This is a genomic window from Bradyrhizobium sp. CCBAU 65884 (assembly GCF_028128835.1).
In the GTDB taxonomy this organism is placed as follows: Bacteria; Pseudomonadota; Alphaproteobacteria; order Rhizobiales; family Xanthobacteraceae; genus Bradyrhizobium; species Bradyrhizobium ottawaense.
The window spans coordinates 29,683-55,124 of the sequence record NZ_LBJU01000094.1; the positions used below are offsets into that span (position 1 = coordinate 29,683).

Annotated in this window: 25 protein-coding genes; 14 read left to right on the forward strand and 11 right to left on the reverse strand. The window is 63.0% G+C overall.

All coding sequences use genetic code 11. The annotated features are described in order from the left end of the window. Positions 1-3: 3 nt before the first annotated feature. A complete protein-coding gene (locus XI03_RS07720) occupies positions 4-1,848 on the reverse strand; it encodes an extracellular solute-binding protein (protein WP_271591783.1) in 1,845 nt (614 codons plus the stop codon). Between the two features lie 261 nt (positions 1,849-2,109). Here XI03_RS07720 and XI03_RS07725 point away from each other — a divergent pair, with 261 nt between their 5' ends. Continuing rightward, complete coding sequence (locus tag XI03_RS07725) at positions 2,110-2,934, forward strand: invasion associated locus B family protein (RefSeq protein WP_271591760.1); 825 nt, start codon at positions 2,110-2,112, stop codon at positions 2,932-2,934. An 80-nt stretch (positions 2,935-3,014) separates the two neighbouring features. Here XI03_RS07725 and hspQ read toward each other — a convergent pair whose 3' ends face one another. Then, a complete protein-coding gene (gene hspQ, locus XI03_RS07730) occupies positions 3,015-3,347 on the reverse strand; it encodes a heat shock protein HspQ (protein ID WP_008564941.1) in 333 nt (110 codons plus the stop codon). A gap of 106 nt (positions 3,348-3,453) precedes the next feature. Between hspQ and XI03_RS07735 the strand changes: the two genes are divergently transcribed. Next, positions 3,454-4,407, forward strand: coding sequence for an AEC family transporter (locus XI03_RS07735; protein ID WP_028144560.1), 954 nt, complete (start codon positions 3,454-3,456; stop codon positions 4,405-4,407). Between the two features lie 6 nt (positions 4,408-4,413). On the opposite strand, the gene XI03_RS07740 is transcribed toward XI03_RS07735, so the two are convergent. Further along, complete coding sequence (locus XI03_RS07740; RefSeq protein ID WP_271591761.1) at positions 4,414-5,598, reverse strand: UbiH/UbiF family hydroxylase; 1,185 nt, start codon at positions 5,596-5,598, stop codon at positions 4,414-4,416. An 86-nt stretch (positions 5,599-5,684) separates the two neighbouring features. Here XI03_RS07740 and pcsA point away from each other — a divergent pair, with 86 nt between their 5' ends. The 3 genes from pcsA to XI03_RS07755 all read left to right on the forward strand — a co-directional run bounded on the left by pcsA (position 5,685) and on the right by XI03_RS07755 (position 8,232). Further along, complete coding sequence (gene pcsA / locus XI03_RS07745) at positions 5,685-6,452, forward strand: phosphatidylcholine synthase (RefSeq protein WP_028144562.1); 768 nt, start codon at positions 5,685-5,687, stop codon at positions 6,450-6,452. Next, positions 6,449-7,183, forward strand: a complete 735-nt coding sequence (locus XI03_RS07750) for a TerC family protein (protein ID WP_271591762.1) — start codon at positions 6,449-6,451, stop codon at positions 7,181-7,183. The genes pcsA and XI03_RS07750 overlap by 4 nt, the downstream gene beginning before the upstream one ends. Positions 7,184-7,257: 74 nt before the next feature. Further along, positions 7,258-8,232, forward strand: a complete 975-nt coding sequence (locus XI03_RS07755) for a quinone oxidoreductase family protein (RefSeq protein WP_028144564.1) — start codon at positions 7,258-7,260, stop codon at positions 8,230-8,232. Positions 8,233-8,381: 149 nt separating this feature from the next. Here the strand turns inward: XI03_RS07755 and XI03_RS07760 are convergent, their stop codons facing one another. Together XI03_RS07760 and XI03_RS07765 are read right to left on the reverse strand one after the other, a co-directional pair. Beyond that, complete coding sequence (locus XI03_RS07760; RefSeq protein WP_271591763.1) at positions 8,382-9,572, reverse strand: acetylornithine transaminase; 1,191 nt, start codon at positions 9,570-9,572, stop codon at positions 8,382-8,384. A gap of 298 nt (positions 9,573-9,870) precedes the next feature. Further along, on the reverse strand, positions 9,871-11,028 hold the full coding sequence (locus XI03_RS07765; protein ID WP_271591764.1) for a tetratricopeptide repeat protein: 1,158 nt from the start codon (positions 11,026-11,028) through the stop codon (positions 9,871-9,873). A gap of 125 nt (positions 11,029-11,153) precedes the next feature. Between XI03_RS07765 and XI03_RS07770 the strand changes: the two genes are divergently transcribed. The 3 genes from XI03_RS07770 (at position 11,154) to XI03_RS07780 (ending at position 13,058) form a co-directional block, all read left to right on the forward strand. Then, positions 11,154-12,101 carry a hypothetical protein gene (locus XI03_RS07770; protein WP_271591765.1) on the forward strand — a complete coding sequence of 316 codons (948 nt, stop codon included), beginning with the start codon at positions 11,154-11,156 and terminating at the stop codon, positions 12,099-12,101. Between the two features lie 173 nt (positions 12,102-12,274). After that, complete coding sequence (locus tag XI03_RS07775; RefSeq protein ID WP_271591766.1) at positions 12,275-12,706, forward strand: MerR family transcriptional regulator; 432 nt, start codon at positions 12,275-12,277, stop codon at positions 12,704-12,706. After that, complete coding sequence (locus XI03_RS07780) at positions 12,639-13,058, forward strand: carboxymuconolactone decarboxylase family protein (protein WP_271591784.1); 420 nt, start codon at positions 12,639-12,641, stop codon at positions 13,056-13,058. Before XI03_RS07775 ends, XI03_RS07780 begins: the two co-directional genes overlap by 68 nt. A 138-nt stretch (positions 13,059-13,196) precedes the next feature. Here XI03_RS07780 and rimO read toward each other — a convergent pair whose 3' ends face one another. Beyond that, a complete protein-coding gene (gene rimO, locus XI03_RS07785) occupies positions 13,197-14,522 on the reverse strand; it encodes a 30S ribosomal protein S12 methylthiotransferase RimO (protein ID WP_271591767.1) in 1,326 nt (441 codons plus the stop codon). Positions 14,523-14,633: 111 nt separating this feature from the next. On the opposite strand from rimO, the gene XI03_RS07790 reads away from it, so the two are divergent. The 4 genes from XI03_RS07790 to XI03_RS07805 all read left to right on the forward strand — a co-directional run bounded on the left by XI03_RS07790 (position 14,634) and on the right by XI03_RS07805 (position 18,402). Then, positions 14,634-15,224: an ANTAR domain-containing response regulator gene (locus tag XI03_RS07790; RefSeq protein ID WP_027542860.1), complete on the forward strand. Its 591-nt coding sequence runs from the start codon at positions 14,634-14,636 to the stop codon at positions 15,222-15,224. Further along, positions 15,221-16,384 (forward strand): CmpA/NrtA family ABC transporter substrate-binding protein, encoded by a 1,164-nt coding sequence (locus XI03_RS07795; RefSeq protein ID WP_271591768.1) that lies wholly within the window; start codon positions 15,221-15,223, stop codon positions 16,382-16,384. The genes XI03_RS07790 and XI03_RS07795 overlap by 4 nt, the downstream gene beginning before the upstream one ends. 165 nt (positions 16,385-16,549) lie before the next feature. Further along, positions 16,550-17,698: a nucleoside triphosphate pyrophosphohydrolase family protein gene (locus XI03_RS07800; RefSeq protein ID WP_271591769.1), complete on the forward strand. Its 1,149-nt coding sequence runs from the start codon at positions 16,550-16,552 to the stop codon at positions 17,696-17,698. Further along, positions 17,695-18,402, forward strand: a complete 708-nt coding sequence (locus XI03_RS07805) for a uracil-DNA glycosylase (protein ID WP_271591770.1) — start codon at positions 17,695-17,697, stop codon at positions 18,400-18,402. Before XI03_RS07800 ends, XI03_RS07805 begins: the two co-directional genes overlap by 4 nt. Here XI03_RS07805 and XI03_RS07810 read toward each other — a convergent pair. From XI03_RS07810 to XI03_RS07830, 5 genes are read right to left on the reverse strand one after another with little or no spacing between them, the layout of a single operon-like run. Next, positions 18,315-19,145 carry a hypothetical protein gene (locus XI03_RS07810; protein WP_271591771.1) on the reverse strand — a complete coding sequence of 277 codons (831 nt, stop codon included), beginning with the start codon at positions 19,143-19,145 and terminating at the stop codon, positions 18,315-18,317. The two genes, XI03_RS07805 and XI03_RS07810, sit on opposite strands and share 88 nt — an antisense overlap. Next, positions 19,117-19,803, reverse strand: coding sequence for a C1 family peptidase (locus XI03_RS07815; protein ID WP_271591772.1), 687 nt, complete (start codon positions 19,801-19,803; stop codon positions 19,117-19,119). The genes XI03_RS07810 and XI03_RS07815 overlap by 29 nt, the downstream gene beginning before the upstream one ends. Further along, positions 19,800-20,810, reverse strand: coding sequence for an ImmA/IrrE family metallo-endopeptidase (locus tag XI03_RS07820; protein ID WP_271591773.1), 1,011 nt, complete (start codon positions 20,808-20,810; stop codon positions 19,800-19,802). Before XI03_RS07820 ends, XI03_RS07815 begins: the two co-directional genes overlap by 4 nt. 3 nt (positions 20,811-20,813) lie before the next feature. Further along, the gene (locus XI03_RS07825; RefSeq protein WP_271591774.1) at positions 20,814-21,188 is read right to left on the reverse strand and encodes a helix-turn-helix domain-containing protein; all 375 of its coding nucleotides are present in this window, start codon (positions 21,186-21,188) and stop codon (positions 20,814-20,816) included. Continuing rightward, positions 21,185-21,520 carry a hypothetical protein gene (locus tag XI03_RS07830; protein WP_271591775.1) on the reverse strand — a complete coding sequence of 112 codons (336 nt, stop codon included), beginning with the start codon at positions 21,518-21,520 and terminating at the stop codon, positions 21,185-21,187. The genes XI03_RS07825 and XI03_RS07830 overlap by 4 nt, the downstream gene beginning before the upstream one ends. 418 nt (positions 21,521-21,938) lie before the next feature. On the opposite strand from XI03_RS07830, the gene XI03_RS07835 reads away from it, so the two are divergent. Both XI03_RS07835 and XI03_RS07840 read left to right on the forward strand, forming a co-directional pair. Continuing rightward, positions 21,939-23,726 (forward strand): NirA family protein, encoded by a 1,788-nt coding sequence (locus XI03_RS07835; protein ID WP_271591776.1) that lies wholly within the window; start codon positions 21,939-21,941, stop codon positions 23,724-23,726. Beyond that, positions 23,723-25,348 (forward strand): sulfite reductase subunit alpha, encoded by a 1,626-nt coding sequence (locus XI03_RS07840; protein ID WP_271591777.1) that lies wholly within the window; start codon positions 23,723-23,725, stop codon positions 25,346-25,348. The genes XI03_RS07835 and XI03_RS07840 overlap by 4 nt, the downstream gene beginning before the upstream one ends. The last annotated feature ends 94 nt before the right edge of the window (positions 25,349-25,442 follow it).

The window sequence follows — 25,442 nt, forward strand, 5'->3', positions numbered from 1 at the left end:
GCGTCACTTTGCTTGATGAGCTTGCGGCTGCCCCTTCGACCACCAGGTCTCCGGCAAATAGCCTGAGAGCGAGGTGGCCTTGGGCCGTTCTATCCGATTCCAGCGCGCGATCCATTGCTCGGATACGTTAAACAGGGGGATTGTGTAGAAGCCCGCGATCAGAGCGCGGTCGAGCGCCCGCACCGACGAGACGAAATCCGTATGTTCCCGGGCCTCGAGCAGGGCGGCGATCATGGCATCGATCGCCGGATCCCTGGCGCCCATGTAGTTGCGGGTCCCCGGATTGTCCGCGCCAGCGCTGCCCCAGTAGAAATATTGCTCGTTGCCGGGTGACAGCGACTGGTCCCAGCGGTTCTGGATCATGTCGAATTCGTAAGCGAGCCGGCGTTGATCGAACTGCACGGGGTCGACCGTTCGCACGCTCGGCTCGATGCCGGCGCGCTTGAGGTCGCGCTGGAAGGCGAGCGCGATGCGTTCCTGGTCGCGGGTCGTGACCAGGATCTCGAAGTTGAGGGGCGCCTTGGTCTTGCGATTGCGCAGCACGGTGCCGTCGAGCTCATAGCCGGCGTCCGACAACAGCTTCAGCGCGGCGCGCAGCGTGGTGCGGTCGCGTCCCGATCCGTCAGTCACCGGCAGACGGTAGCTGCCGTCCATGACATCGGGCCGAATTTGCGCGGCGAAGGGTTTGAGCAGCTCGCGCTCGCGCGCGTCCGCGGGCCGGCCATAGGCCGACAGGTCGGAGCCGGCGAAATAGCCGGCAACGCGCGAATAAAGCCCGAAAAAGTAATTGCGGTTGACCAGCTCGAAATCGAACAGAAGCGTCAGCGCCTGGCGGACGCGGATGTCGGCGAAGATTGGACGGCGGGTGTTGAACACCAGGAATTCGGAGGGTTGCGGCAGGCCCGGCTTGACGCTGTCGCGGATCACCTCGCCGCTTTTGGCGGCTGGAAAATCGTAGCCGTCGTGCCAGCGCAGCGGCTCGTGCTCGACGCGGAAATCATAGAGGCCGCGCTTGAAGGCTTCGAAGTGGCCGTTGGCCTCGCGAAAATAGTCGAGCCGGATCTCGTCGAAATTGTAGAGCCCGCGGTTGATGGGCAGGTCGCGGCCCCAATAATCGGGATTGCGGGTGAGCGTCACGCTGGCCCCGGGCTTCACCGCCGTGACGCGATAGGGGCCTGAGCCAATCGGGCTCGTCAGCGTCGTCTCCTCGAAGGTCGCGACGTCGACGGCTTGCTTCGACAGGATCGGCATCAGGCCGAGGATCAGCGGCAGCTCGCGGTCGTTGGCGCCCGCGAGGTCGAAGCGGACGGTGAGGGGATCGGGCGCCTCGGCCTTGGCAACCTTGGCATAGTATTGCCGAAGGTTCGGACGACCGCGGTCGCGCAGGAGCTGCCAGGAGAACAGCACGTCTTCGGCCATGACCTGCTTGCCGTCGGAAAAACGGGCGCGCGGATCGAGACGGAACGTGACGAAGCTCCGCTCGTCGTCGGTTTCGACGCTCCTGGCGAGCAGGCCATAGAGCGTGAATGCCTCGTCATTGCCGCGCGCGAGCAGGCTCTCGACCACGTAGCCCCGCATCTGCTGCACAGCTAATCCCCTCACGATGAAGGGATTGAGGCTGTCGAAGGTGCCCAGAACACCCCAGGTCAAGCGGCCGCCCTTGGGGGCATCGGGATTGGCGTAGGGCATGTGGGTGAAATCGGCCGGCATGGCCGGCTTGCCGTGCATGGCGATGGCGTGGGCTTCCTCGCCCCGCGCGCTGCCAGCGCACAGCCCACCCGCGAGCATAGAGGCAAGGACGCAAAGGCGGAGACCGGGGCCCTCGAAAAGGCGCTGGAACTTGAACATCGGCACACGTTGATTCGAGGACCGGCTAGCCTCGAATCCTATCACAGGGAATTTCACCGGGCGCAGCCGCGGATGTGGCCAAAGACGGTTGTCGGCATTGATCTTTTCGTCGGCCACGTTAAGAAGGCGGGCAATCGCGCAAGAGCGCCGAGCCCGTCACTTATCTGCCTCAATTGACGGGAAGAGAGCCGCGCCCAAGGCGGCTTGGTTCGGCGCTTCGGAGCGGTTCGGGCGCTTCCCGTTCAGAAAGGGTTTTCCGCAATGAATTTCCGTTACTTGGCCGCGTCCGTCCGGCCGCGTGGGCGACTTCTCGCCCTGTTGACGGCGACGGCGTTGGCCGTTCCGTTTGCCGCCGAGGCCCAGACCCCGGCGCCGGCCCCGGCCCCGGGTGCGCCCAAGGTGGCTCCGGCCCCGAAAGCGGCTCCCAAGACCGCCCCGAAGGCTCCGGCACCGGCCGCTCAGGCCCCCGCGCAGCAGGCTCCCGCTGCAGGCGCTCCGGCGCAGCAGGGCGCGGCCCAGCCGGCCGATCAGCAGATCCAGCTGATCTACGCCCCCTGGACCAAGTTCTGCCTGAAGGGCCAGGACGCCAACGCCAAGCAGGTCTGCTTCACCGGCAAGGACGGCCGCATCGAATCGGGCCAGCCGGTCATCGCCGCCGTCATCATCGAGCCGGAAGGCGAGCCCAAGAAGATCCTGCGCGTGACGCTGCCGCTCGGCATGCAGCTCGTGCACGGCACCCGCATCATCGTGGACAGCAACGCGCCGCTGCAGCAGCCCTATGTGATCTGCTTCCAGAACGGCTGCATGTCCGATTACGAGGCGACGCCCGAGCTCATCAACAGCATGAAGAAGGGCCAGAATCTCGTTGTCCAGGCGATCAACGCCAACGGCGCGCCGCTGACCCTGCCGCTGCCGCTCGCCGGCGAATTCCAGAAGGCCTATGACGGTCCGCCGACCGATCCGAAGGTGTTCGAGGAAAATCAGAAGAAGCTCCAGGAAGAGCTTCAGAAGAAGGCTGATGAGCAGCGCAAGAAGCTCGAGCAGAGCGGTGCTGCTCCGGGTGCGGCTCCGACCGGCCAGAAGTAATCGGGCGTCAGACGTCCAGACATGAAGAAGGCGCTCATCTCGAGCGCCTTTTTTGCTGGCTGGGTGCTGGTGGTGAAAACCTAGTTCAGCGACGGGTTGCGCGGGCGATAGCCGCCGGCCTTGTCCTTGATGAAGATCTCGGCGACCTGGGAATGCCGGACCGGCTCGCCGGAATCGTCGGGCAGAAGGTTCTGCTCCGAGACATAGGCGACGTATTCCGATTCCGCGTTCTCAGCGAGCAGGTGGTAGAACGGCTGGTCCTTGTGGGGCCGCACCTCCTCGGGGATCGACAGCCACCACTCCTCGGTGTTGTTGAATTCCGGATCGATGTCGAAGATCACGCCCCGGAACGAGAAGATCCGGTGGCGCACGACCTGTCCGATCTGGAATTTGGCGGTCCGCGCTTTAATCATTCCCCGTCGATAGACCAGGATTGTGGCCGATGCTAGTGGCCTCATCTGGAATTAACGTTCACTTTGGGGGCAGATAGCCCCCAAGTCTTCAGAAAACACTTGATCAATGGTCGATATCCTCAATCTGGCGCTACCTTATTTCGGCTTGATCTTCGTCGGTTTTGCCTGCGGCAAGGTCAAGTCCCTGCCGGAATCGGGTCTCGCCTGGATGAACTTCTTCCTGCTCTACGTGTCGTTGCCGGCGCTGCTGTTTGCGATCATGTCGAAGACGCCGTTTGCGGAATTGAACAACCCGCCGTTCCTGATAGCGACCACGCTCTCCACCGTCGCCGCGTTCACACTGGCGCTGGTCGTAGGCAAGGTTTTGGGACGGCTGACATTGCGCGAGGCGACGCTCGCAGGCCTCTCCGGCGGCTACGGCAATATCGGCTATATGGGGCCCGGCCTGGCGCTCGCCGTGCTCGGGACCAAGGCGGCGGCGCCGACCGCGCTGATCTTCTGCTGCGACAGCATCTTCCTGTTCACGATCGTGCCGCTCTTGATCGAGCTGTCCGACCGCGACCATCCCTCGATCGTGCACGCCTTCGGCGTCGTGCTGAAGCAGATCGTGCTCAACCCGCTGATCATGTCGGCCTGCTTTGGCGCCGCGGTCGCGGCGCTACATATCGAGATGCCGGTCGCGCTCGACCGCACCATCACCTTCCTCCAGAACGCCGCCGCGCCAACCGCGCTGTTCGTGCTCGGCGTGACCGTGGCGCTGCGTCCGTTCGACCGGGTGCCGTGGGAAGTGCCGGGTGTGATCGCGGTCAAGCTCCTGATCCATCCGCTGGCGGCGTTCGGCCTGATGCTGGCGTTCGGCCCCTTCGCGCAGCCCTGGGCTGCGACCGCCGTGCTGATGGCCTCGCTGCCGCCGGCGCTGAACGTGTTCGTGATCGCCCGGCAGAACGATGCCTGGATCGAATCGGCGTCCGTCGCGGTGCTGCTCGGCACCTTCGCGTCCGTGGTCACGCTGACCAGCGTGATGTGGCTGCTTCAGAGCGGACGGCTGGTGTTTCCGTGAGAGAAGTTACCGCCGCCAGGTCGGCGTCAGGCCTTCGCGCATCGCAAAACGCCGGAGCGGGCCGATGGCGCCGAGCAGGTGCATGCCGACGGCACGGACCGGCTGAAGCGGAAGGAAATCGTTGAGCAGCGAGCGGTTGGCGATGTCGATCGCAAAGGTGCGGCTCAAAACGTCCGGACGCCGCGCGCGGTCGTAGCGTTTGAGCACGTCGGGCGCGCCGGGATCCTGGCCGGCTGCGATTGCCTCGCCCGCGAGCCTAGCAACATCGGCGGCATCGCGCAGGCCGAGATTGAGGCCCTGGGCGCCGATCGGCGGAACCACATGGGCGGCTTCGCCAACCAGCGCGATGCGGTCGCGGCCGAAGGATTTCGGACGTTCGATCGCGAGCGGAAACAGGTTGCGGCCGGGCTCGACCGTCATGCGTCCCAGGATCGAATGCGACTGTTTCTCGATCGCGGCCGACAGCTCGGCATCGCTGAGGCCGCGGAGCCGCTCCGCCTCCGCAGGCGCCGAGACCCAGACGATGCTGGAGCGGTCGCCGGGCAGGGGCACGAACACGCAGGGTCCATGCGGTGTGTGGAACTCGGTCGAGACGTTGCGATGCGGCCGCGTGTGACCGACGTTGAAGGTCAGCGCGGTCTGCGTCAGCTCGCGCCGCGTCACCGCGATGCCGGCAGCTTCGCGGCACAGCGAATGTCGGCCGTCGGCGCCGACCACCAGGCGGGCCGAGAGAAACTGCGCGGAGGCGGTGCGGACCGCGACGTCGTCGGCTTCGATGACGATGGTTTCGGCCTCGTCGTCGAAACGGACGAGATTGGGCAGCTCAGCCGCACGCTCTTCCAGAGCCAGCATCAGCGACCGGTTGTCGATGTTGTAGCCGAAGGCGTCGAGCGCGATTTCGTGACAGGAGAACCGGACCTCCGGCGCGCGGAACAGCCTGCCGGTGTCGTCGACGAGGCGCATGACCTCGAGCGCGGCGGCCTTGTCCTTGCAGCGGGACCAGACGTCAAGCGTCTCCAGCAGCTCGACGGAGGCGCCGAGCAGCGCGGTGGTGCGATTGTCGGCATAGGGAACGCGCCGCGCCACCAGCGCGGTCCGCGCACCCGCCTGCGCCAGTGCGATGGCCGCCGCAAGTCCGGCCGGTCCGCCGCCGATCACGGCGGCGTCATGGAGTGTCGATGCGTCTGTCATGGAGCGACAAATGACACGCTCCGCGGCAAATTCAAGCCCGCTGATTGTGCCTGATTTTATGACAGATTGTGCGACCGGGCGTCGCAATGGCGGATGTGCAAACCGGCCTCATTCTGATAGCAGAAGCCATGGATACCCAGCAGGATTCCCTGAAGCCGAAACCGGCGATCCGCGCCGCGGCCTTCTCGGTGCACATCTTCACCGCGTTCGGCGCGGCGATCGCGCTATTGGCGATGCTGGAGGCCGTGCGCGAGCACTGGGCGGCGATGTTTCAGTGGCTGGGCGTCGCCCTGATCATCGACGCGATCGACGGGCCGATCGCGCGTCGCCTCGACGTCAAGAACGTGCAGCCGAACTGGTCTGGCGACGTGCTCGATCTCGTGGTCGACTTCGTCACCTATGTCTTCGTGCCGGCCTACGCGATCGTCGCCAGCGGCCTGCTGCTGCCGGTCGCAGCTCCCTTGCTCGGCGTCGCCATCATCGTCACCAGCGCACTATATTTCGCCGATCTGCGCATGAAGGCGGACGACAATCATTTCCGCGGCTTCCCGGCACTGTGGAATGCGGCTGCGTTCTATCTGTTCCTGCTGCATTGGCCGCCGCTGTGGTCGACGCTGCTGGTGGCCGCGCTCGTCGTGCTGACCTTCGTGCCGTTCCACGTGCTGCATCCGGTCCGCGTCGTGCGGCTGCGCTGGCTGACGATGTCGCTGATCGCGATCTGGGCGCTGCTTGGCCTCTACGTGCTGGAGATGGATTTCCGCGTCGGCGCCGGCGTCACCATCGCACTCTGCGCGATCGCGCTCTGGATCAGCTTCAGCGATGCGCTGATACGTCTGGTAAGATCGTTCGCATGATGCATCTGTTGACCAGTCCCGAAGCCTGGGCCGCGCTGCTCACCCTGACCGCGCTCGAGATCGTGCTCGGCATCGACAACGTCATCTTCCTGTCGGTGATCGTCTCGCGCATCCCCCAGCAGCAGGCGGACCGCGCCCGCAAGATCGGGCTCGCTCTCGCGCTGATCTTCCGCATCATCCTGCTCAGCGTCCTGGTCTGGCTGATCGGCCTGACCGCGCCGGTTTTTTCATTCAAGGGCGCGGACTTCTCCTGGCGCGACCTCATCCTGATCGGCGGCGGCCTGTTCCTGATCGCGAAGGCGACGCACGAGATCCACGCCGAGGTCGAGGCCGATGACGGCGAGGCCGATCAGAAATCCGGCGGCGGCGCCTTCTTCTGGGTGATCATCCAGATCATCGTCATCGACATCGTGTTCTCGCTGGATTCGATCATCACCGCGATCGGCATGGCCCAGGATATCGAGATCATGATCGCGGCGGTCGTGATCGCCTGCCTGATCATGTACATTTCGTCGGGCCCGGTGTCGCGCTTCGTCGCGGAGCATCCGACCACGAAAATGCTGGCACTGGCGTTCCTGGTGCTGATCGGCGTCGCGCTGGTCGCGGACGGATTCCAATTCCACATTCCGCGCGGCTACATCTATTTTGCCATTGCGTTCTCGGCGGCCGTCGAATTCTTCAACGTGCTGGCCAAGCGCAACCGCAGGAAGATCAGCAAGCCGTCGGTTTAGGCGTTCCAGCTACATCGAGTTGACAAGGCGGGCGCGATGTCTTTCGCTGGCCTTTGAGAAGAGGAGGTCAGGTGATGACCAAAGCGGTCCGTGTGCACAAGGTCGGAGGCCCCGAAGCCCTGGTCTATGAGAGCGTCGATGTGCCGGCGCCCGGGCCCGGCGAGGTGCGCATCCGCCAGCATGCGGTCGGCCTGAACTTCATCGACGTCTATTACCGCACCGGTCTCTACAAGGCGCCGGGGCTGCCCTTCATTGCCGGCAACGAGGCCTCGGGCGAGGTCGTCGCCGTCGGGCCCGGCGTGACGCATTTCCATCCCGGCGATCGCGTCGCCTACTACCACAATCTCGGAGCCTATACCGGCGAGCGCAACCTTCCCTGGGAGAAGCTGGTCAAGCTGCCCGATCACATCACCCACGAGCAGGGCGCCGTGCTGATGCTCAAGGGCCTGACGGTCTGGTATCTCCTGCACAAGACCTTCAAGGTCGAGCCGCATCATCGCGTGCTGATCCACGCCGCGGCCGGCGGCATCGGCCTCTTGGCCTGCCAATGGGCGAGGGCGCTCGGGGCCCACGTCATCGGCACGGTCGGCTCGCGCGAGAAGGCCGAGCTCGCCGAGGCCAATGGCTGCGATCACGTCATCCTCTACAACGAGGAGGACTTCGTCGCGCGCGTCAAGCAGATCAGCCGCAACGAAGGCTGCGACGTCGTCTATGACGGCGTCGGCAAGGCGACCTTCCCGGGCTCGCTGTCCTGCCTGAAGCCGCGCGGCATGTTCGTCTCCTTCGGCAACGCCTCCGGCCCGGTGCCGCCGTTCTCGATCGCCGAGCTCAACAATCACGGCTCGCTGTTTGCGACGCGGCCGAAGCTCAACGACTACGTCGGCACGCGCAAGGAGCTGCTCGAAGGCGCCGACACGCTGTTCGCCGCCGTCATCAACGGCAAGCTGCACGTGCCGATCAACCACGCCTACGCGCTGAAGGATGCCGCCAAGGCGCATATCGATCTCGAAAGCCGCAAGACCACGGGCGCGTCGATCTTGAAGCCGTAGTTTCTCGTGTCCCGGACCAGCCGCAACGCCTGAAGCGTTGCGGCGCAGAGCCGGGACCCAGATGCAACACGCACTGCGGAGAGATGGGCCCCGGCTCAGCAGCGCAACGTCGAAGAGACGCTGCGCTGCGTCCGGGGCACGAGACGGTGCTACGCCACCCGCCGTGCTGCGCCGGCCTTGGTCAAGATCCCGTCGAGACAATCGATCATCTCGGCGATCTCTGCCCTCGCGACGTTCAGCGCCGGCATGAAGCGCAGCGTGTCGAGCTGCGGGGCGTTGAGGAGCACGCCGGCTTCGAACGCTTGCGCGACGATGCCGGGCGCGATCGGCAGCTTGAGGTCGAGCGCGAGCAGCAGCCCGCGTCCCCGCACGCCGCCGAGCCCATGCCGCGCCGAGACCTTCTGCAGCTCGCTTTCGAGCAGCAGGCCGGTCTCGGTGACCTGTTTCAGGAAGTCCGGATTGCCGACCTCCTCGAGCACCGCGAGCCCCGCCGCGCACATGATCGGGTTGCCGTTGAACGTGCCGCCTTGGTCGCCGTGCTCGAAGCAGGAGGCATGCTCGGTGGCAAGCAGGGCGGCGAGCGGCACGCCGCCGCCGATGCCCTTGCCGAGCGTCATGATGTCGGGCGCGATCCCGGCATGCTCGTAGTGGAAGAGTTTTCCGGTCCGGCCCATGCCGGTCTGGATCTCGTCGAAAATGAGCAGCAAGCCGTGGGCTTTGGTCAGCGCGCGCAGCTGTTGCAGGAACTGATCGGTCGCTGGCCAAACGCCTGATTCACCCTGGATCGGTTCGAGCATCACCGCGACGGTGTTGTCATTGATCAAGCTCTCGACCGAGGCGATGTCGTTGAGCTTCGCCTTCTTGAAGCCTGCGACCTTCGGCTCGAACAGCGGTTCGAACGCCTTCTTGCCCGAGGCCGACATGGTCGCCAGCGTCCGGCCGTGAAAGCCGCCTTCGAAGCTGATGATCTCGAACGCGCCGCCTTTGTGCAGGGTGCCATATTTGCGCGCGAGCTTGATCGCACCCTCGTTGGCTTCCGCGCCGGAATTGGCAAAGAACACCTGGTCGAAGGCGCTGTTCGCGACCAGCGCTTGCGCCAGCTTCAGGCTCGGCTCGTTGTAGAAAGCCGGGCTCGGCGTCAGCAGCCGCTTGGCTTGCGCACTCAGTGCGTCGGCGATCGCAGGCGGGGAGTGGCCGAGGCAGTTCACGGCCCAGCCCTGTACGAAATCGAGATAGCGCTTGCGGTCGTCGTCCCAGAGGTAGGAGCCCGCGCCGCGGACGAACACGGCCTTGGGCCGTGCGGTGATGTCCATCAGCGCGTCGTACGGATGCGTGGTCATGTCGAACTCCTCTGGAGGCGGGTGGAAAACGGGCGCAAAAAGCAGAAAGGCCGCACCTTGCGGGTGCGGCCTTCTCGAAAACTTCAGCTGAATTCAGTGGTTCAGCGGCGTCGTCGGACATGGCGCACCCTCTCATCGTCGCGGGAGCGACGACGGAGCATTTCGGTGCGCAGGTGGGTCCGGGAATTGATCATGGGGCGGGTCCCTACAGCCGAATGGCAGGGCTTGTCAAGCGGTCGTTTTGCAAAACACCCGCCTGGCGTGCATCGATCAGGTCCATCTTCGTTGCCCAAGAGGCTTACTCGACGCCGTAATGGGCGAACTCGTCGACGATCCCAGCGTTGATCGCTTTCGCTGCCGCGATGTCGCGCTCGGCGCCTTCGTTGTCGCCCTTCTTCCGCTTTGCGAGCCCACGGCCGTAGAGCGAGCTGTCGTACGCGGGCTTGGTGCTCAGTGCCGCGTCGTAGTCCGCAATCGCCGCGTCGAGATTGCCGAGCTTGAGGTAGGTGAGGGCGCGGCTGTCCAGGGTGTAGGGATCGTTCGGGGCCATCTTCAGCGACTGATCGCAATCGGCCAGCGCCTCCTGCAGACGGCCGAGGATCGCGCGCGTCATGCAGCGCGAATTGAATGCGCCGGGATAGCTCGCATTGGCCTTGATCGATCGATCGTAATCCTCCAGCGCCAGCGCATAATCGTGCGCATCGAAATACATGCTCGCGCGCGCATAGAAATCGCGGTCGTTGTTCGGGCTGAGCTGCAGCGACTTGGCGAAGTCAGCCAGCGCGCGGACCCGGTCGCCGCGATCGCGGTAGAGGCGTGCGCGGTTGCCGTAAGCCGGGCCGTAGGTCGGGTCGAACTTGATCGACAGATCGAAATCCGCAAGCCCGCGCTCGTCCTCGCCGTTGTTGCGATAAGCGGTGCCGCGGTTGAAATAGGCCAGCGCGAATTTCGGGTCGAGCCTGATGGCCTGATCGTAGTCGGCGATTGCGCGCTCGTAGTCGTTCTTGTCGATGAGGGAGTTGCCGCGGTTGTTGTAGTAGAGCGGGTCGCGGGCGTTGAGCCGGATCGCGCGTGTGTAATCGGCAATGGCGTGATCTTTCTCGCCGAGATCGTCATGGGCAATCCCCCTGTTGTACCAGAGGTCGGAATGTCCAGGATTGAGCTCGATCGCACGGTTGAAGTCCACCAGCGCACGCGCGGCGTCGCCCCTTCGCCGGAGCATTTCGCCGCGATTGGCGAGCGCATGCACATCGTTGGGATTGGCCTTGAGCACCGCCGAGCAGCCCTCGACGCGCTGCTCCTCGCGGCTCCCGTCGTCGTCCGCGTAGCACCATTGGCGCAGCTGTGCGGCTGAGGGGGATCGCGCCGCAGCGGGGGCGGATAGCGCGAGCAGGGCCATCGTGAGGCCGATGGCCGACAGCTTGAACCAAATTGCGGATGTTTCGTCGTATTCCATTTGCGTACCGCGTCGAAACCATTGCGCCTCTAGCGCGTTTGTGATCGAAGGACGCGACTTGGTTCGAACCGGACGCAACTCGGGCGAGACCAAGAGGGACGGGACCAACCAGACAGTTTTCAGCCTTGTCCGATACGCCTTATCCCATCGACCTCGACAGCATTCGCGGCGCATTTCCGCCGGGTATCGAAGCGCCGCCGCTGCTTGTCGACTTTGCCACCTGGCTCAAGGGGCGTCCCTGGGGCAGCGTCGGCTGCTTCTCGCTGCAGGGCCAGTTCTCGGATCACGCGCCGATCACCGACGGCAGTCCCCTGCGGGACAGGTTTTCGCTGTTCATGCGGCTGCCGGACGGCTCGGCCGTCGGCGGCTGGTACGGCGCCGGTCTCGACCGCGACAATCCGCCGATCGTGGGACTGGGCTCGGAGGGCGACTACGAGCTGCTGGCGCCGAGCCTCGACGGCCTGCTCGCCAAACTGACGTCGCAACAATTCGACAATGCCTGGAGCGATCTCAAGCCGCATGACGAGGTCGAGCCGCAGACGGTCGAGCTCGCGCAATGGCTGGCCGGACGGCCGCTCGGCGAGCCGGCGACGCCCGACGACAATTCGTCGGAACTGCCCGATTTCCGCGGCTTCATGGAAAAATGGAGCCGGGATCGCGAAGATTACTGGGCCAATCACCGCCTGATGGCCGAGCTCGGCTGGCGGCTGGCCGCCCATCTGCCCAAGGGCAAGAAGCCCTGGGACCGGACGAGATTCGAGATCGCGATCGTCGGCAAGCAATACCAGGCGCGCGTGCTTTCGCACGGACCACAGCCGTTCGAGGAAGCCGCCTCGGTCGAATCCCTGCTGCGCGACCTGCGCGAGGAGATGCGCCGCGCCCAGCCCGAGCTTGGCCTGTGGTACACGATGAATTTTGGGCTCTATGCCGACGGCCGCGTCATGCCGAATTTCGAGTACGATCTACGCCCGACCATTGACGGTGATCCGGCGCTGCTCTCCGAGGCGAAAGCCGATCTCGCCCGCGCACCCCGGCCTGAGCGCTGGGTGCCGAAATGGCTGACGGAAGCCTGAAGTCGCGGAATTCCGCGACGCTGCCGTGCAGTCGGCACGCCGAGACCTTCTCGCACCATCAGTGCGTTGTAACTCTTGCTTGACCTCGCGGGGACGGGCACCTTCGATCCCTCTTGACTTAGAGCGCGCTCGAAGGGGTATCTGTACGTGCGTCAGTACGAGAACGGGCACACATGAAGATCGGCGACCTCGCAAGACGAACCGGCTTGTCGACCCACACGCTGCGCTACTATGAGCGCATCGGGCTGCTGCCATACGCTGACCGGGATCGCTCCGGTCAACGTGACTTTGATGCATCGATCCTCACATGGATCACATTCATCGGTCGGCTCAAGACCACGGGAATGCCGATCCGGGACATGTTGCGTTATGCGGCGCTTCGTGACGACGGCGACGCCACCGGGCCAGCCCGGCGGCAGATGCTGGAAATCCATCGCGAACAGGTTCGCACGCAGATTGCCGAACTCCAGGAATGCCTGCTCGTCCTTGATACCAAGATCGCCGGCTATGCCGGCGACGAACAGAGGACGAAGGAAAATGACGCACGCCCCGACACACGCCGAAAGCCGCTTCGATCGCGGCCAGCGGGCCCTGTCACGCATTGACGGCAAGGCCGGCGAAAAGGTCGTCGCCTCACTCGCCGACATCGCTCCGGATTTCGCACGCTACGTGATCGAGTTTCCCTTCGGCGACATTTACTGCCGCCCGGATCTCGGCCTGCGCGATCGAGAGATCGCGACGATCGCCGCGCTGACGGCGCTCGGAAATGCCGCGCCTCAGCTCAAAGTGCATATCGAGGCGGGGCTGAACGTCGGGCTGTCTCGCGACGAGATCGTGGAGATCAACATGCAGATGGCCGTCTATGCGGGCTTCCCGGCGGCAGTGAACGGGCTGTTCGCAGCCAAGGAAGTGTTCGCCGCGCAGGAGGGACAGCAGGCGTCGGGCAACGCGACCTGACGAATGTCGGCGCGGTGTATCGTGCATCGCCGTAGTTCAGTGCGCGCAGCCTGAACGCGGGCTAGTTGAATGGCTGGGCGCGCGCCGGTCTCGCCCGCGAGCGTTGGGGACCGCAATGGCTGTCGGCGCCTTGGAACCTCAGAACCCCGCGACGCTGCCGTGCAGGTCGTACTGGTCGGCGCGCTCGATCTTCGCGGTGACGATCTCGCCGACGCGCAAGGGGCGGCGGCTCGTCAGATAAACCGCGCCGTCGATCTCCGGCGCATCGGCCTTGGAGCGGCCCTTGGCGACGGTCGGGCCGACTTCGTCGATGATGACCTGCTGGCGCGTGCCGACCTTGCGCTTCAGCCTGCGCGCGGAGATCTTCTGCTGCCAGGCCATCAGCGCGTTGTAGCGCTCCTGCTTGACCTCTTCCGGCACCGGGTTGTCGATCGCGTTCGATGTCGCGCCGGCAACCGGCTCGTATTTGAAGCAGCCGAGGCGATCGATCTCGGCCTCGTCGAGCCAGTCGAGCAGATAGGCGAAATCGGCATCGGTCTCGCCGGGGAAGCCGACGATGAAAGTCGAGCGCAAAGCGAGATCGGGACACTCTTCGCGCCAGCGCTTGATCCGCGCCAGCGTCTTGTCCTGCGCCGCCGGGCGCTTCATCGCCTTCAGCACCTCCGGGCTCGCATGCTGGAACGGGATGTCGAGATAGGGCAGCACCTTGCCCTCGTTCATCAGTGCGATGACCTCGTCGACATGCGGGTAGGGGTAGACATATTGCAGCCGGACCCATGCGCCGAGCTCGCCGAGCTCGCGCGCGAGGTCGAGGAATTTGGCGCGGACCTGGCGGTCCTTCCACGGGCTCTCGGCATATTTGAGATCGACGCCATAGGCCGAGGTGTCCTGCGAGATCACCAGCAATTCCTTGACGCCGGCGCCGACCAGGCGCTCGGCCTCGCGCAGCACGTCATTGGCCGGGCGCGAGACGAGGTCGCCACGCAGCTTCGGGATGATGCAGAAGGTGCAGCGGTTGTTGCAGCCCTCGGAGATCTTCAAATAGGCGTAGTGGCGCGGCGTCAGCTTGATGCCCTGCGGCGGTACCAGGTCCACATGCGGGTTGTGAGCGGGCGGCAGCGCGCGGTGCACGGCGTCGAGCACGCTCTCGTATTGCTGCGGGCCGGTGATGGAGAGCACGCCGGGATAGGCCTGCTCGATCTGCTCGGGTTCCGCGCCCATGCAGCCGGTCACGATCACCTTGCCGTTCTCGGCCATGGCCTCGCCGATCGCCGAGAGCGATTCCTGCTTGGCGCTGTCGAGGAAGCCGCAGGTGTTGACGATGACGATGTCGGCCCCGTCATGCTTGCGGGCGAGCTCGTAGCCCTCCGCGCGCAAGCGCGTGATGATGCGCTCGGAATCCACCAATGCCTTGGGACACCCGAGCGACACAAAGCTGACCTTGGGCGCAGCCGCCTGATCCATATCCAAATCTGCCTGATTGACCGGCCTGAGCTAGTCCCAATTGCCCACAATTACAACCCTTTGCAGGGCGTTCCGGCGTGCTATGGATGAATCACCTGCCGTGAGTGAGCCATGAGCGCCGAACAGTCACCCAAAATCGTGATCGTCGACGAAAGCCCGATCCGGGCTGCGATCCTGGAGGAGGGATTGCGGGAGGCCGGATTCACGCAAGTGGCCCACATCCGCGAGATGCAGAGCCTGCTCGCCCGTATTTATGCGGTGGACCCCGACATCATCCTGATCGATCTGGAGAACCCCAGCCGCGACGTGCTGGAGGCGATGTTCCAGGTCAGCCGCGCCGTGAAGCGGCCGATCGCGATGTTCGTCGACCAGAGCGATTCAGCCTCGATCCAGGCCTCGGTCGAGGCGGGGGTATCCGCCTACATCGTCGACGGGCTGAAGAAGGAGCGCATCAAGCCGATCCTCGACCTCTGCGTGTCGCGCTTCAACGCCTTCGCCAAGCTGCAGGAGGAGCTGGAGCGCACCAAGTCGCAGCTCGAGGACCGCAAGATCATCGAGCGCGCCAAGGGCATCCTGATGAAGGTGAAGGGCCTCACCGAGGACGAGGCCTACGTGCTGCTGCGCTCCACCGCGATGCGCGAGAAGAAGAAAATCGGCGAGATCGCGCAGTCGATCATCACCGCGTCGGAGATGCTGAAATGACTGCTCCCCTCCGCATCGGGTTCATCCCGCTGGTCGATGCCGCAGCCCTGATCGTCGCCGTCGACAAGGGATTTGCCGCCGCCGAAGGGCTCGAGGTCGAGCTCGTGCGCGAGGTCTCCTGGTCCAATGTCCGCGACAAGCTCAATATCGGCCTGTTCGACGCCGCGCATCTGCTCGCGCCCGTGGCGATCGCGTCCTCGCTCGGGCTCGGCCACGTCAAGGTGCCGATCGCAGCCCCCTTCAATCTCGGCATCAATGGCAATGCCATCACGGTGTCGCCGGCGCTTCATGCGGCGCTGATGGAGGAGGTCGACGGCGATCGCTTCGACCCGATGGTTACGGCGAAAGCGCTGGCGAAAGTGGTGGCCAAGCGGCGCAAGGCCGGGGCAGAGCCGCTGACCTTCGGCATGACCTTCCCGTTCTCGACCCACAATTATCAGCTGCGGTTCTGGATGGCGGCGGCCGGCGTCGATCCCGACGAGGACGTGCGCCTCGTGGTGCTGCCGCCGCCCTACATGGTCGACAGCCTCAAGAGCGGCCATGTCGATGCATTCTGCGTCGGCGCGCCCTGGAATTCGGTCGCGGTCGATCTCGGCATCGGCCACATCCTGCATTTCGTCTCCGACATCCTGGTGCGCGCCGCCGAAAAGGTGCTGGCGGTCCGTCAGGTCTGGGCCGACAAGAATCCGGACGTGGTCGCTAGCCTGGTGCGCGCGGCGGTGAAGGCCGCCGAGTTCATCGAGAGCCCTGCGAACCTGGCCGAGGCAGCGCAGATCCTGGCGCGGCCCGAGCGGATCGGCGTCGATGCCGAGGTGATCCAGCGCTCGCTCGTCGGCCGCCTGAAGATCTCGCCCGAGGGTGAGGTGCGCGAAAGCGGCCGCTACCTCCTCGTGGGGCGGGAGGAGGCAGGGCGCCCCGATCCGGTCCAGGCTGCCTGGCTCTATGCGCAGATGGTGCGTTGGGGGCAGACGGCGCTCACTCCGGAGGGCGTCAAGACGGCGATGGCCGTGTTCAGGCCCGACCTCTACGATGCGGCCGTTGGCCGCCGCCCGCCCGAGCAGGCTCCGACCGCGTTCGGGGCATTCGCCGGCCCGGTTTTTGATCCTGACAACATCCGGGGGCATCTTGAGGCCTTCGAGGTCGGGCGCTGGAAGGCCTAGAACACGTGCCGTACGTGTGCCGGGTATCCGCCTAGCACAGGAGCCCCCACGCTCGGTCCAGCTCGCAGTCTCGGCTTGGGGCTCGCGGCAAATAGTCTAGCTACCAGCAGTCGTTCCCTTGCTATAGTACAGCTTTTAAGCGGTAGAAAAAGCGGGGGATACTCAGTGAAGGACGACTTTGCTCCTCTCAGCATCATGGGTTACGCGGAACAGGCCCTGACTACGGACCAGCGGAGCGACGCTGGGTCGCTGACATTTCCGCTGCTAGGGCTCTTCGGCGAAACCGGTAGCCTTCTCAGCGAGGTCAAAAAGAAGCATCGCAACCGAGCCTCCTACATCGGCTATGCGGGCGCTGTGGTCGATGAACTTGGAGACGTCCTTTGGTATTTGACGGCGGTCGCGGCCAGGGGTGGCCTCACCCTTCAGGAAATCATCTCGAAAAGCTTCGGTCAGGAGGTTACATCGTTCGCGGCATTACAGCCTCCGATTATACCCCAGACCGGTTCACCCAGCCCAACGTTCGAACAGACCTTGCTTCAACTGGCCGGCGAGGTTGGATTGCTGATCATTGACCAAGAGGCGGGGCGGCTGAGAGATAACCAGTCCGCGCTGGCTGGCCGCCTTATTCCGATCACTCGCACCTTGATCAAGGCGGCGACCGAGGCAGGCGTTACACTGGAAGCTGCAGCTATCAAAAACCTGTCAAAAATCTTCGACCGATGGCCCAAGGAACGCATCTATCCCGCAGCTCTCGATGCCGAGGCAGTGGAGCAAGAACAGCTACCCCGCACATTGTCGGTCGAAGTTTTCGAGCGAGAAGTCGGAGGCAAGACGTACGTCTTTCAGCGGTGCAATGGTATCAACATCGGCGATCGCTTGACAGATAACGCAATGACTCCGGACGACTACCGCTTTCATGACGTGTTCCACTACGCCTATGTCGCGGTCCTGAGCTGGTCACCGGTGGTTCGAGGGCTCTTCCGGCTCAAAAGAAAAAGCGATCCTAAAATTGATGAAGCCCAGGACGGCGCGCGAGCTATGCTCATCGAAGAGGGAGTGACGACCTGGATATTTGGGCAAGCCGTAAACCTCAATCTTTTCGTAGGCCTGGCTGCCGGTGACTTACCGTTCGATCTATTGAAGCACGTTCGTCAGTTTGTTTCCGGTTATGAAGTCGAGAGCAGGCCATTGTGGGTCTGGGAAGAGGCCATCCTAACGGGGTATGCTGCTTTCCGATTCTTGAGAGAACACCGTCGCGGCCTCGTCAAGATCGACATGAATCGCCACACGCTCACGGTCGAGAAATTGCCTTGAACACACCCAAGCTATTCACTGAAACCTTGGCTCAGGTGCGTCTTCCTTCAGTGTTCAACCCTTACGTCGAATGCTGTGAGCTTCATGATCGACGTGATGGACCAAGGGTTCGAAAGAGGAATCTGATACGCTTCCTTGAAGCCGCTATAGATGCTCGTGTTGATACTCTCTGGATTGCCCGCGACCTGGGATACCGTGGTGGTCGTCGAACAGGCATCCCTCTCACCGACGAAGTGCATCTTGGCCGAGCTGCTGCGATGCTTGGTGGCATATCGCTGGATCGTGCAACGTCGGGACCTCCCGTCGCGGAACGTACTGCGGCGATTATCTGGACCGTCTTGACGCGAATTAATCAGCCGGCGATGTTGTGGAACGTATTCCCCTTCCATCCGTACGAAGGTGCGAACCCGCTCTCCAATCGCTGCCACACTCGCCAAGAACGAGAGACGACTTGGCCGCTCTTGCTTGCGCTCATTTCTATGCTCAAGCCGCGCCGTCTCATTGCAATCGGACGTGACGCAAGCATTGCGCTGAACAGCCTGAACATACCGATCGAAACCGTTCGCCATCCGAGTTATGGAGGGCAAGCTGAGTTCATCGCAGGCATCAACGCCATTTATGGGCTATCAGCTATCGTCGAGCCGAAAGTGCTGGAGTTGCCGTTCGATGATGATTGTGTAGCTCCCAAGGCTAAACATTCCTGATCGAAGCGTGTCAGTAATCCGTTAATGGCCGGGCGCTTACATTTGCCGGGCTGATCGATCTCGGCGTGCGTAGAGACGACAGTGAGATTTCCTACGGAGACGCCGCCTTCCTTCGCCACGAACTCCATCAAACGACCGAGCCCGATCAGGTTGCCAAGCAATTTCTCGATATAGAAGTGATTGCGGTACACTGCCGTCAGCGCCAATGTCTTTGTTGCCCCTGGCAACAGCTTGAAGCTCATATAGCTGAGGCATTGTCCGCCGTAGGGAGAATCATCAACGTCACGCGCAGGGTCAAAGACGGTTAGTTCGAATTTGTTGAGCGCCCGCACGTTGTTGTCACGGATGCGCTCCACTATGTCCCAAAGCTGATTGATCGGCTGCTCAGGCGGATTCGGTACTCGAGTCATTCTCTCGAAATAGTATCCCGACCATCGGTTGTTTCTCTGCACCTTTGGTAGCACCTTCTGATGAAATACATCGAAGAATGCTGGTGCGCCGTACCGGCGGTAAAGTCCGGCGGGCATAATAGTGTTCGCAACGGTCTCAACCGACTTGTCAAAAGCGTTCAAGAAATCGTCAACCGCCGCGATCCGAGGATCTAGCCGCGTGGTACTCGCGAGCGGATCAACGACGTCAATTATGACGTTGTATGCTGAGTGCCCGGATCGAGCATCGACCTGACGAACCGCCTCGCGCCAAGCGCTTGCACAATCATGCTGTTGGGGAATTGGCAGGTACATTCAAATTCTCCGTCAACATCGCAACGGCAAACAGCCGCGGCCTTAAAAAGTCTTCCGTCAACCAGGCGTAGCCATGGTGACCCCAGCCGGTCCCCCAACTGTTCCGAACCAAAATGGCGCGATGCCCGTCGGCGATACCGTGGCCGACTCCGATCACTGCATGACGACGTTCCGGCTCGGGGGCCTCAGCTGGCTCAGGATGAACGATGCCCTCCGATGAAGGTCGGAAGAAAGAGCGAGACAGCATAGTGAGAAGGATAACGGGATGGTCGTTTGTGATCTCGCCGACGATAGCTTCGAAGGCAGGGCCAGAAGTTGTCCCATTTCGCCGGTACAACGCACCCACCTCCGTAGGTGGCATCCATGATCCCGGGTCAGTTGGCGTTGCGCTCAGGTATGGCCACCTATTTTCTTCGGGTTGACCGTCAAGGCGGATCGCTTCGAGCATTTTAGAGAGAATCGCACCAACACTCGGTAAGCGGCTTGCACGGCGCTGAGCGTGGAAGAAGATGTACTCGCAAGACAAGGGAGACCATCCCGACATCATCGCAGCGTGCGCATCGCTTGCCGCAAACGCGAGGCAGGTTGGCCGCGCCAGCTGGTTTCGTGCGGGACCAAACATCGAGCGTAGGTCTTTAGCCGGCACAATCTTGCTCATGCCGCCTCAAGTAGAACTCTTCTTTCGGCCCGCGACAGCCCTTCCTCTTCCGGACCAGTGAGGTCGAAATCCACATTCAATATCGCTAGTGGTTGATCAGTTTCCCAGGGGCGACGCTCCTCTAGCGACATCCTACCGCGACGACTTTCGGTTGGAGCTGCGGTTACCCGCCTAATGACATGACCGCCAACACCGTCATCGTCGTGGGACTCAAGCGCGTCGCGAACCACCGCGAAACCGCTCGCCTTCAACTGATCGATATCCCAAAGGTAGCCACCCCCGCTGTGCTCTTCGAGCCGAAGAACGAAGAGATCGTTTCGGCTTCCGTCGATCCGAGTACCGGCGTCGCGTTCGGTCAACAGCCACACATCACCGCGATAGTTCTGAGGTTTATAGCCCTCCAGCAGGCCGACCTTCAGTTCGCGTGGCTGCGTTTGAAGTAGCTCTTGGACCTGGTTAGGCTTGATCAATTGATTTTGAGATAGAGTCCAACACATAGCCTCGTAGCTGGCTCCCATTCGAAGCGATAATTGATAAATCGTGCTGGGACGGCGGAATGCGTCGACTGTCCAACCTTGGCGCTGTGAATGCCAAGCGATCAGCCATCGCGGTAGCATGAAAGCGACAGCAAACGCATTCGCCTCTAGTTCTTGAAAATTCTCGTCCTTGCCTACCTTCAACGGCATGCGCCTGAGCATGCTGTCGTCGTCAAGACTTGGGTCATGGCCCAATGCGAAATGACCCAACTCATGAGCGGCCGTAAAGCGTTGGATGCTCATCGGCCGTTCGGTAGTTATGAGGACACCCGGAGCCGGCTGGCTGAGATAAGCCCCGAGCAATCCCTTGAGAGGGCGGACCAGCAAGGGCAGGTCTAGCGCCTGAATGGCGGCGAAGACATCAACGTTTCCGCCGAACTGGGTGATCTTGTCCTGCAAACCGAGTTGGCGGTGCACCCTAGCTGCTGCCAGGGTCCCAGCCCGGACGGCGCCTGCGTAGCTGGTCGCCATGCCTTACTGCCTCCCTGCGAGGGACCGAGCCCTTAGGTATTCCGCAAATCGGCTCAATTCGTCGCGGTCTTGTTGTGACAGGTTGGCGGCACGCCTCGCCAGATGTGCGACATCAACAGGAAGGTTGGCAGCAGCGTCCTCCTCGCCAGTGAAATATCCCATCGGCTGGCGATACAGCCTCGCGAGACGAGCAAGTTCGATAGCCTCGACACGACGCTGACCATTTTCAATGTCCGTCAGCGCAGTCCGAGGAATCTTCAAGTAGGCGGCAACTTCCTCCTGCTTCAGTCCCAAATATTTCCTAGCTTCCCGGAGCTTGTCACCGAGGCGCCGACGCTCCTGTTCGTCGGTCTCGTCCTGCTGGGCTGGGTTTTTCATAATTGGCCTCCGTTCTTCTTTTTCCATTGCGCCTCAATGCGGGGCAGCAGATGTCCGAGCGCGCTTTCGATTGAACTGTATCCGCCTGTCCGCACCAAATGGTCCGGAAGTTCGAACCCCACGATCGGCTCGACGGCAGAAAGGATTGAGACAGCGACGAGGGAGTCGATGGAGACCGAGGCCTTCGCAAGATCGGCAGGCAACGAAGGTAAGGTTAGGCCCTTGAGGCTTGCTTCGACTTTCACCGCCTCGGCCAGTTCGTCGTGCAGACACGCCGCGACTGCGGTCGCCGGAAAAGCGACGACAAGAGGCGTAGTGAGGAGGACCGTCATACCTGCGCTCATGTGTTTTTTTGTGACGACGGAACTAGTATATGTCTGATTTTCAGACTTACAAGGAACTTCAACGAGCAAACTCTCCTTGCCGTGCTTTTGGGCACCCCACGTCACCGTCTATTTTTTGTGCCGACTGCTCGAATTTCGGGAGAGTTCCAACACCCGATTTTTGCCGTCCCTTCCATAATCAACTCAAATCGCTGCTGTTTTGAGTTCGGTAAAGCTGGCACGCAACTTGAATGTTGCAGTGCGGCCAGCTTGTCACAGGTGCCTGCTGAGCCGAGTCCCGCAGCAACGAAGCTGATCGGACCGTCGGGTAACGAAGCCGGCTCTTAAGGGCCAGCCCAGTTCCTCACGGGTCGCGCCAATGTCCGTCGATGCCACCCAGGTGGCCGCAGGAGCTTCGTTACCGACCATGAAAATCGATACGCTCGCAGTCGACTTTACCGACGAGCAGAAACGCTATCTCGAAGGTTTTACGACCGGTCTGCAGATCAGCCGGGTCGGTCGTGGTCTCGGCGGTGGAGGCGGCGCCGGCAAGGCGAACGCCGAGCCCGTTGGCCCCGATGCCGTGCACATCAAGGCGCAGGACAAGGTGATCGCGTCGGGCAAGAAGCTCGCCGATCAGGAGAAGTTCAAGCGCGACGAGCATCCCTTCGATGCTTATCCGCGGCTTCGCCAGCAGGCGCACGACAACACGCCGCCGAGCCCGGCGGACAATTTCCGCTGGCGCTATTACGGCATCTTCTATGTCGCGCCGACGCAGGACTCCTACATGAGCCGCCTGCGGATTCCGAACGGCATCATGAAGCATTGGCAGATGTCGGGTCTTGCCGATCTCGCCGATGAGCTCTGCGGTCCCTACAGCCACGTCACGACGCGCGCCAATCTCCAGCTTCGCGAGATTCCGCCGAAGAACGCCGTGAAGCTGATCGAGGGTATCCAGGACCTCGGCCTGTGCTCGCGCGGCTCCGGCGCCGACAACATCCGCAACGTGACGGGAACGCCGACGGCCGGCATCGATCCGCAGGAAATCATCGACACGCGACCCTATGCGCGCGAATGGCACTACCACATCCTCAACGACCGCTCACTCTACGGCTTGCCACGCAAGTTCAACGTCGCCTTCGACGGTGCCGGCAGGATCGCGGTGCTCGAGGAGACCAACGACATCGCCTTCACGGCGTATGAGGTGAAGGACGGCTTCGGCATCAAGCCCGGCGTCTGGTTCCGCCTCGGCCTCGGCGGCATCACCGGCCACAAGGACTTTGCGAAATATTCCGGCATCATCGTCAAGCCGGAGCAGGCGACGGCCGTCGCCGATGCCATCGTGCGCGTGTTCATCGACCATGGCGACCGCACCAACCGCAACAAGGCGCGGCTGAAATATGTGCTCGACGCCATGGGTCATGACGGCTTTCTCAAGCTCGTCGAGGAACGATTGAAGACACCGTTCACGCGCGTGCCGGAGGAGGCGTTCCAGCCGCGCCCTGCCGCGGACCGCATGGCGCATGTCGGCGTACACAAGCAGAAACAGGACGGCCTCAACTGGATCGGCGTTTCTCTGCCGCTCGGCAAGCTTACCTGCGACCAGATGCGCGGTCTTGCCAAGGTCTCGCGCGACCTCGGCGACGGCGAGATCCGCCTGACCGTCTGGCAGAACCTTTTGATCTCGGGCGTGCGCGACGAGAATGTCGCGCTCGCCGTTGCGGCGATCAAGCAGATCGGGCTTGCGGTCGAGGTCTCGCACATCCGTGCCGGCCTGATCGCCTGCACCGGCAATGCCGGCTGCCGTTTCGCGGCGTCCAACACCAAGCGCAGCGCAGCCGAGATCGGTGATTGGTGCGAGCCGCGCGTCGCCATGGACAAGCCGGTCAACATCCACGTCACCGGCTGCCACCATTCCTGCGCGCAGCATTACATCAGCGACATCGGCCTGATCGGTGCGCGCGTGCCGGTGAACGAGGACGACACGGTCGAGGGCTACCACCTCTTCACTGGTGGCGGGTTCGGCCCCGACGCGGACGTCGGGCAGGAGGTCTATCACGACCTCAAGGCCGAGGACGCGCCGAAGACGGTCGAGGGACTGCTCAAGGCCTATATCGCCCATCGCTCGTCGCCCGACGAAACCTTCCTCTCCTTTGCGCGCCGCCATGACGGCGAGACGCTGCGCAAGCTTGCCGATGCACAGGTGTCCGCATGAACCAGATCACGCCTCCGCCGAAACTCGATATCATTCCCGCCAGCGCACCGTTCTCCGATGCGCAGCGCTCTTGGCTGAACGGCTTCTTTGCCGGGCTGCTGTCGCCTGATGTCGCCGCGCCGCTGTCGGCGGAGCAGGGCGCCGCCGTCATGCAAGGCGCAGCCGGCGACGGTGACGACGGCGAGGCGCCCTGGCACGACCAGACCATGCCGATCGCCGACCGGATGAAGCTTGCGGAGGGCCGTCCCGTCCGCCGCAAGATGATGGCGGCGATGGCGCAGCAGGATTGCGGCCAGTGCGGCTACAATTGCCACGACTATTCGGAAGCGATCGCGGGCCGCAGCGAGGCGCGGCTCAATCTCTGCGTCCCCGGCGGCAAGGAAACCGCGCGGATGCTGAAGTCGCTGTACGAGGAGCTGGACAAGGCCCCGGCGGCCAAGACGGGTGACAAGGCAGCTGACAAGACGGATGCGGTGACCGCGCCGGCCGTGACCGTGACGATCGCAGAGCCGGGCCGCTCACGCGACAACCCCGTGACCGCGACGTTCCTGTCGCGCCGTCTGCTCAACAAGGGCAAGTCGGAGAAGGAAACCTATCACGTCGAGTTCGATCTCTCCGAGAGCAAGCTCGACTACGTCGTCGGCGATAGCTTTGGCGTGTTCGCGCGCAACGAGGTCGGCCTCGTCGACCAGATCATCGCACTGCTCGGCGCCTCCCACACCACCAAGGTCAACGGCAAGACGTTGCGCGAGGTGCTGATCGACGACGTCTCGCTGTCGCCGGCACCCGACACGTTGTTCGAATTGATCTCCTTCATCACCGGCGGCGCGCAGCGCGAGAAGGCGCGGGCACTGGCGCAGGGCGAGGATCCCGACGGCGATGCCGCCACGCTCGACGTCATGGCGGCGCTGCAGAAGTTCTCGGGCACGCGGCCGCATCCGGAGGCTTTCGTTGAGGCGCTCGAGCCGCTGCAGCCACGGCTCTATTCGATCTCGTCCTCGCACAATGCGACGCCCGGAAAGCTGTCGCTGACGGTCGATTCCGTGCGCTACGTCGTCGGCAAGCGCAAGCGCCTCGGCGTCGCCTCGACCTTCCTCGGCGAGCGCATCACAGAAGGCGAGAATCTCAAGGTCTATGTGCAGAAGGCGCACGGTTTCGGCCTGCCGCAGGACCCGAAGACGCCCGTGATCATGATCGGTCCCGGCACCGGCATTGCGCCGTTCCGCGCTTTCCTGCTCGACCGCAAGGCGACCGGCGCGCCCGGCAAGAACTGGCTGTTCTTCGGCCATCAGCGCAGCGATTGCGACTTCTTCTACCAGGAGGAGCTCAATGCGATGAAGACCTCGGGTCTGCTGACGCGCATGTCGCTGGCCTGGTCGCGCGACGGCGAGAAGAAGTTCTATGTGCAGGACCGCATGCGCGAGGTCGGCCGCGAGGTGTGGACGTGGCTCGCCGAAGGCGCGCATCTCTACATCTGCGGCGATGCCAAGCGCATGGCCAAAGACGTCGAGCGCGCGCTGGTCGACATCGTCGCCCAGTTCGGGGCGCGCTCGACCGACGAAGCCGTCAGTTTTGTCGCCGAACTCAAGAAGACTGGCCGCTTCCAGGCCGACGTCTACTAAAGCGATCGTCAGGCTGCCGTCATCCGGGCCGGTTCCAAACGGCTCGGATTTGAACGAATAAGATTCTCGGAACCTGCGCCTGGAGAGAATTTAC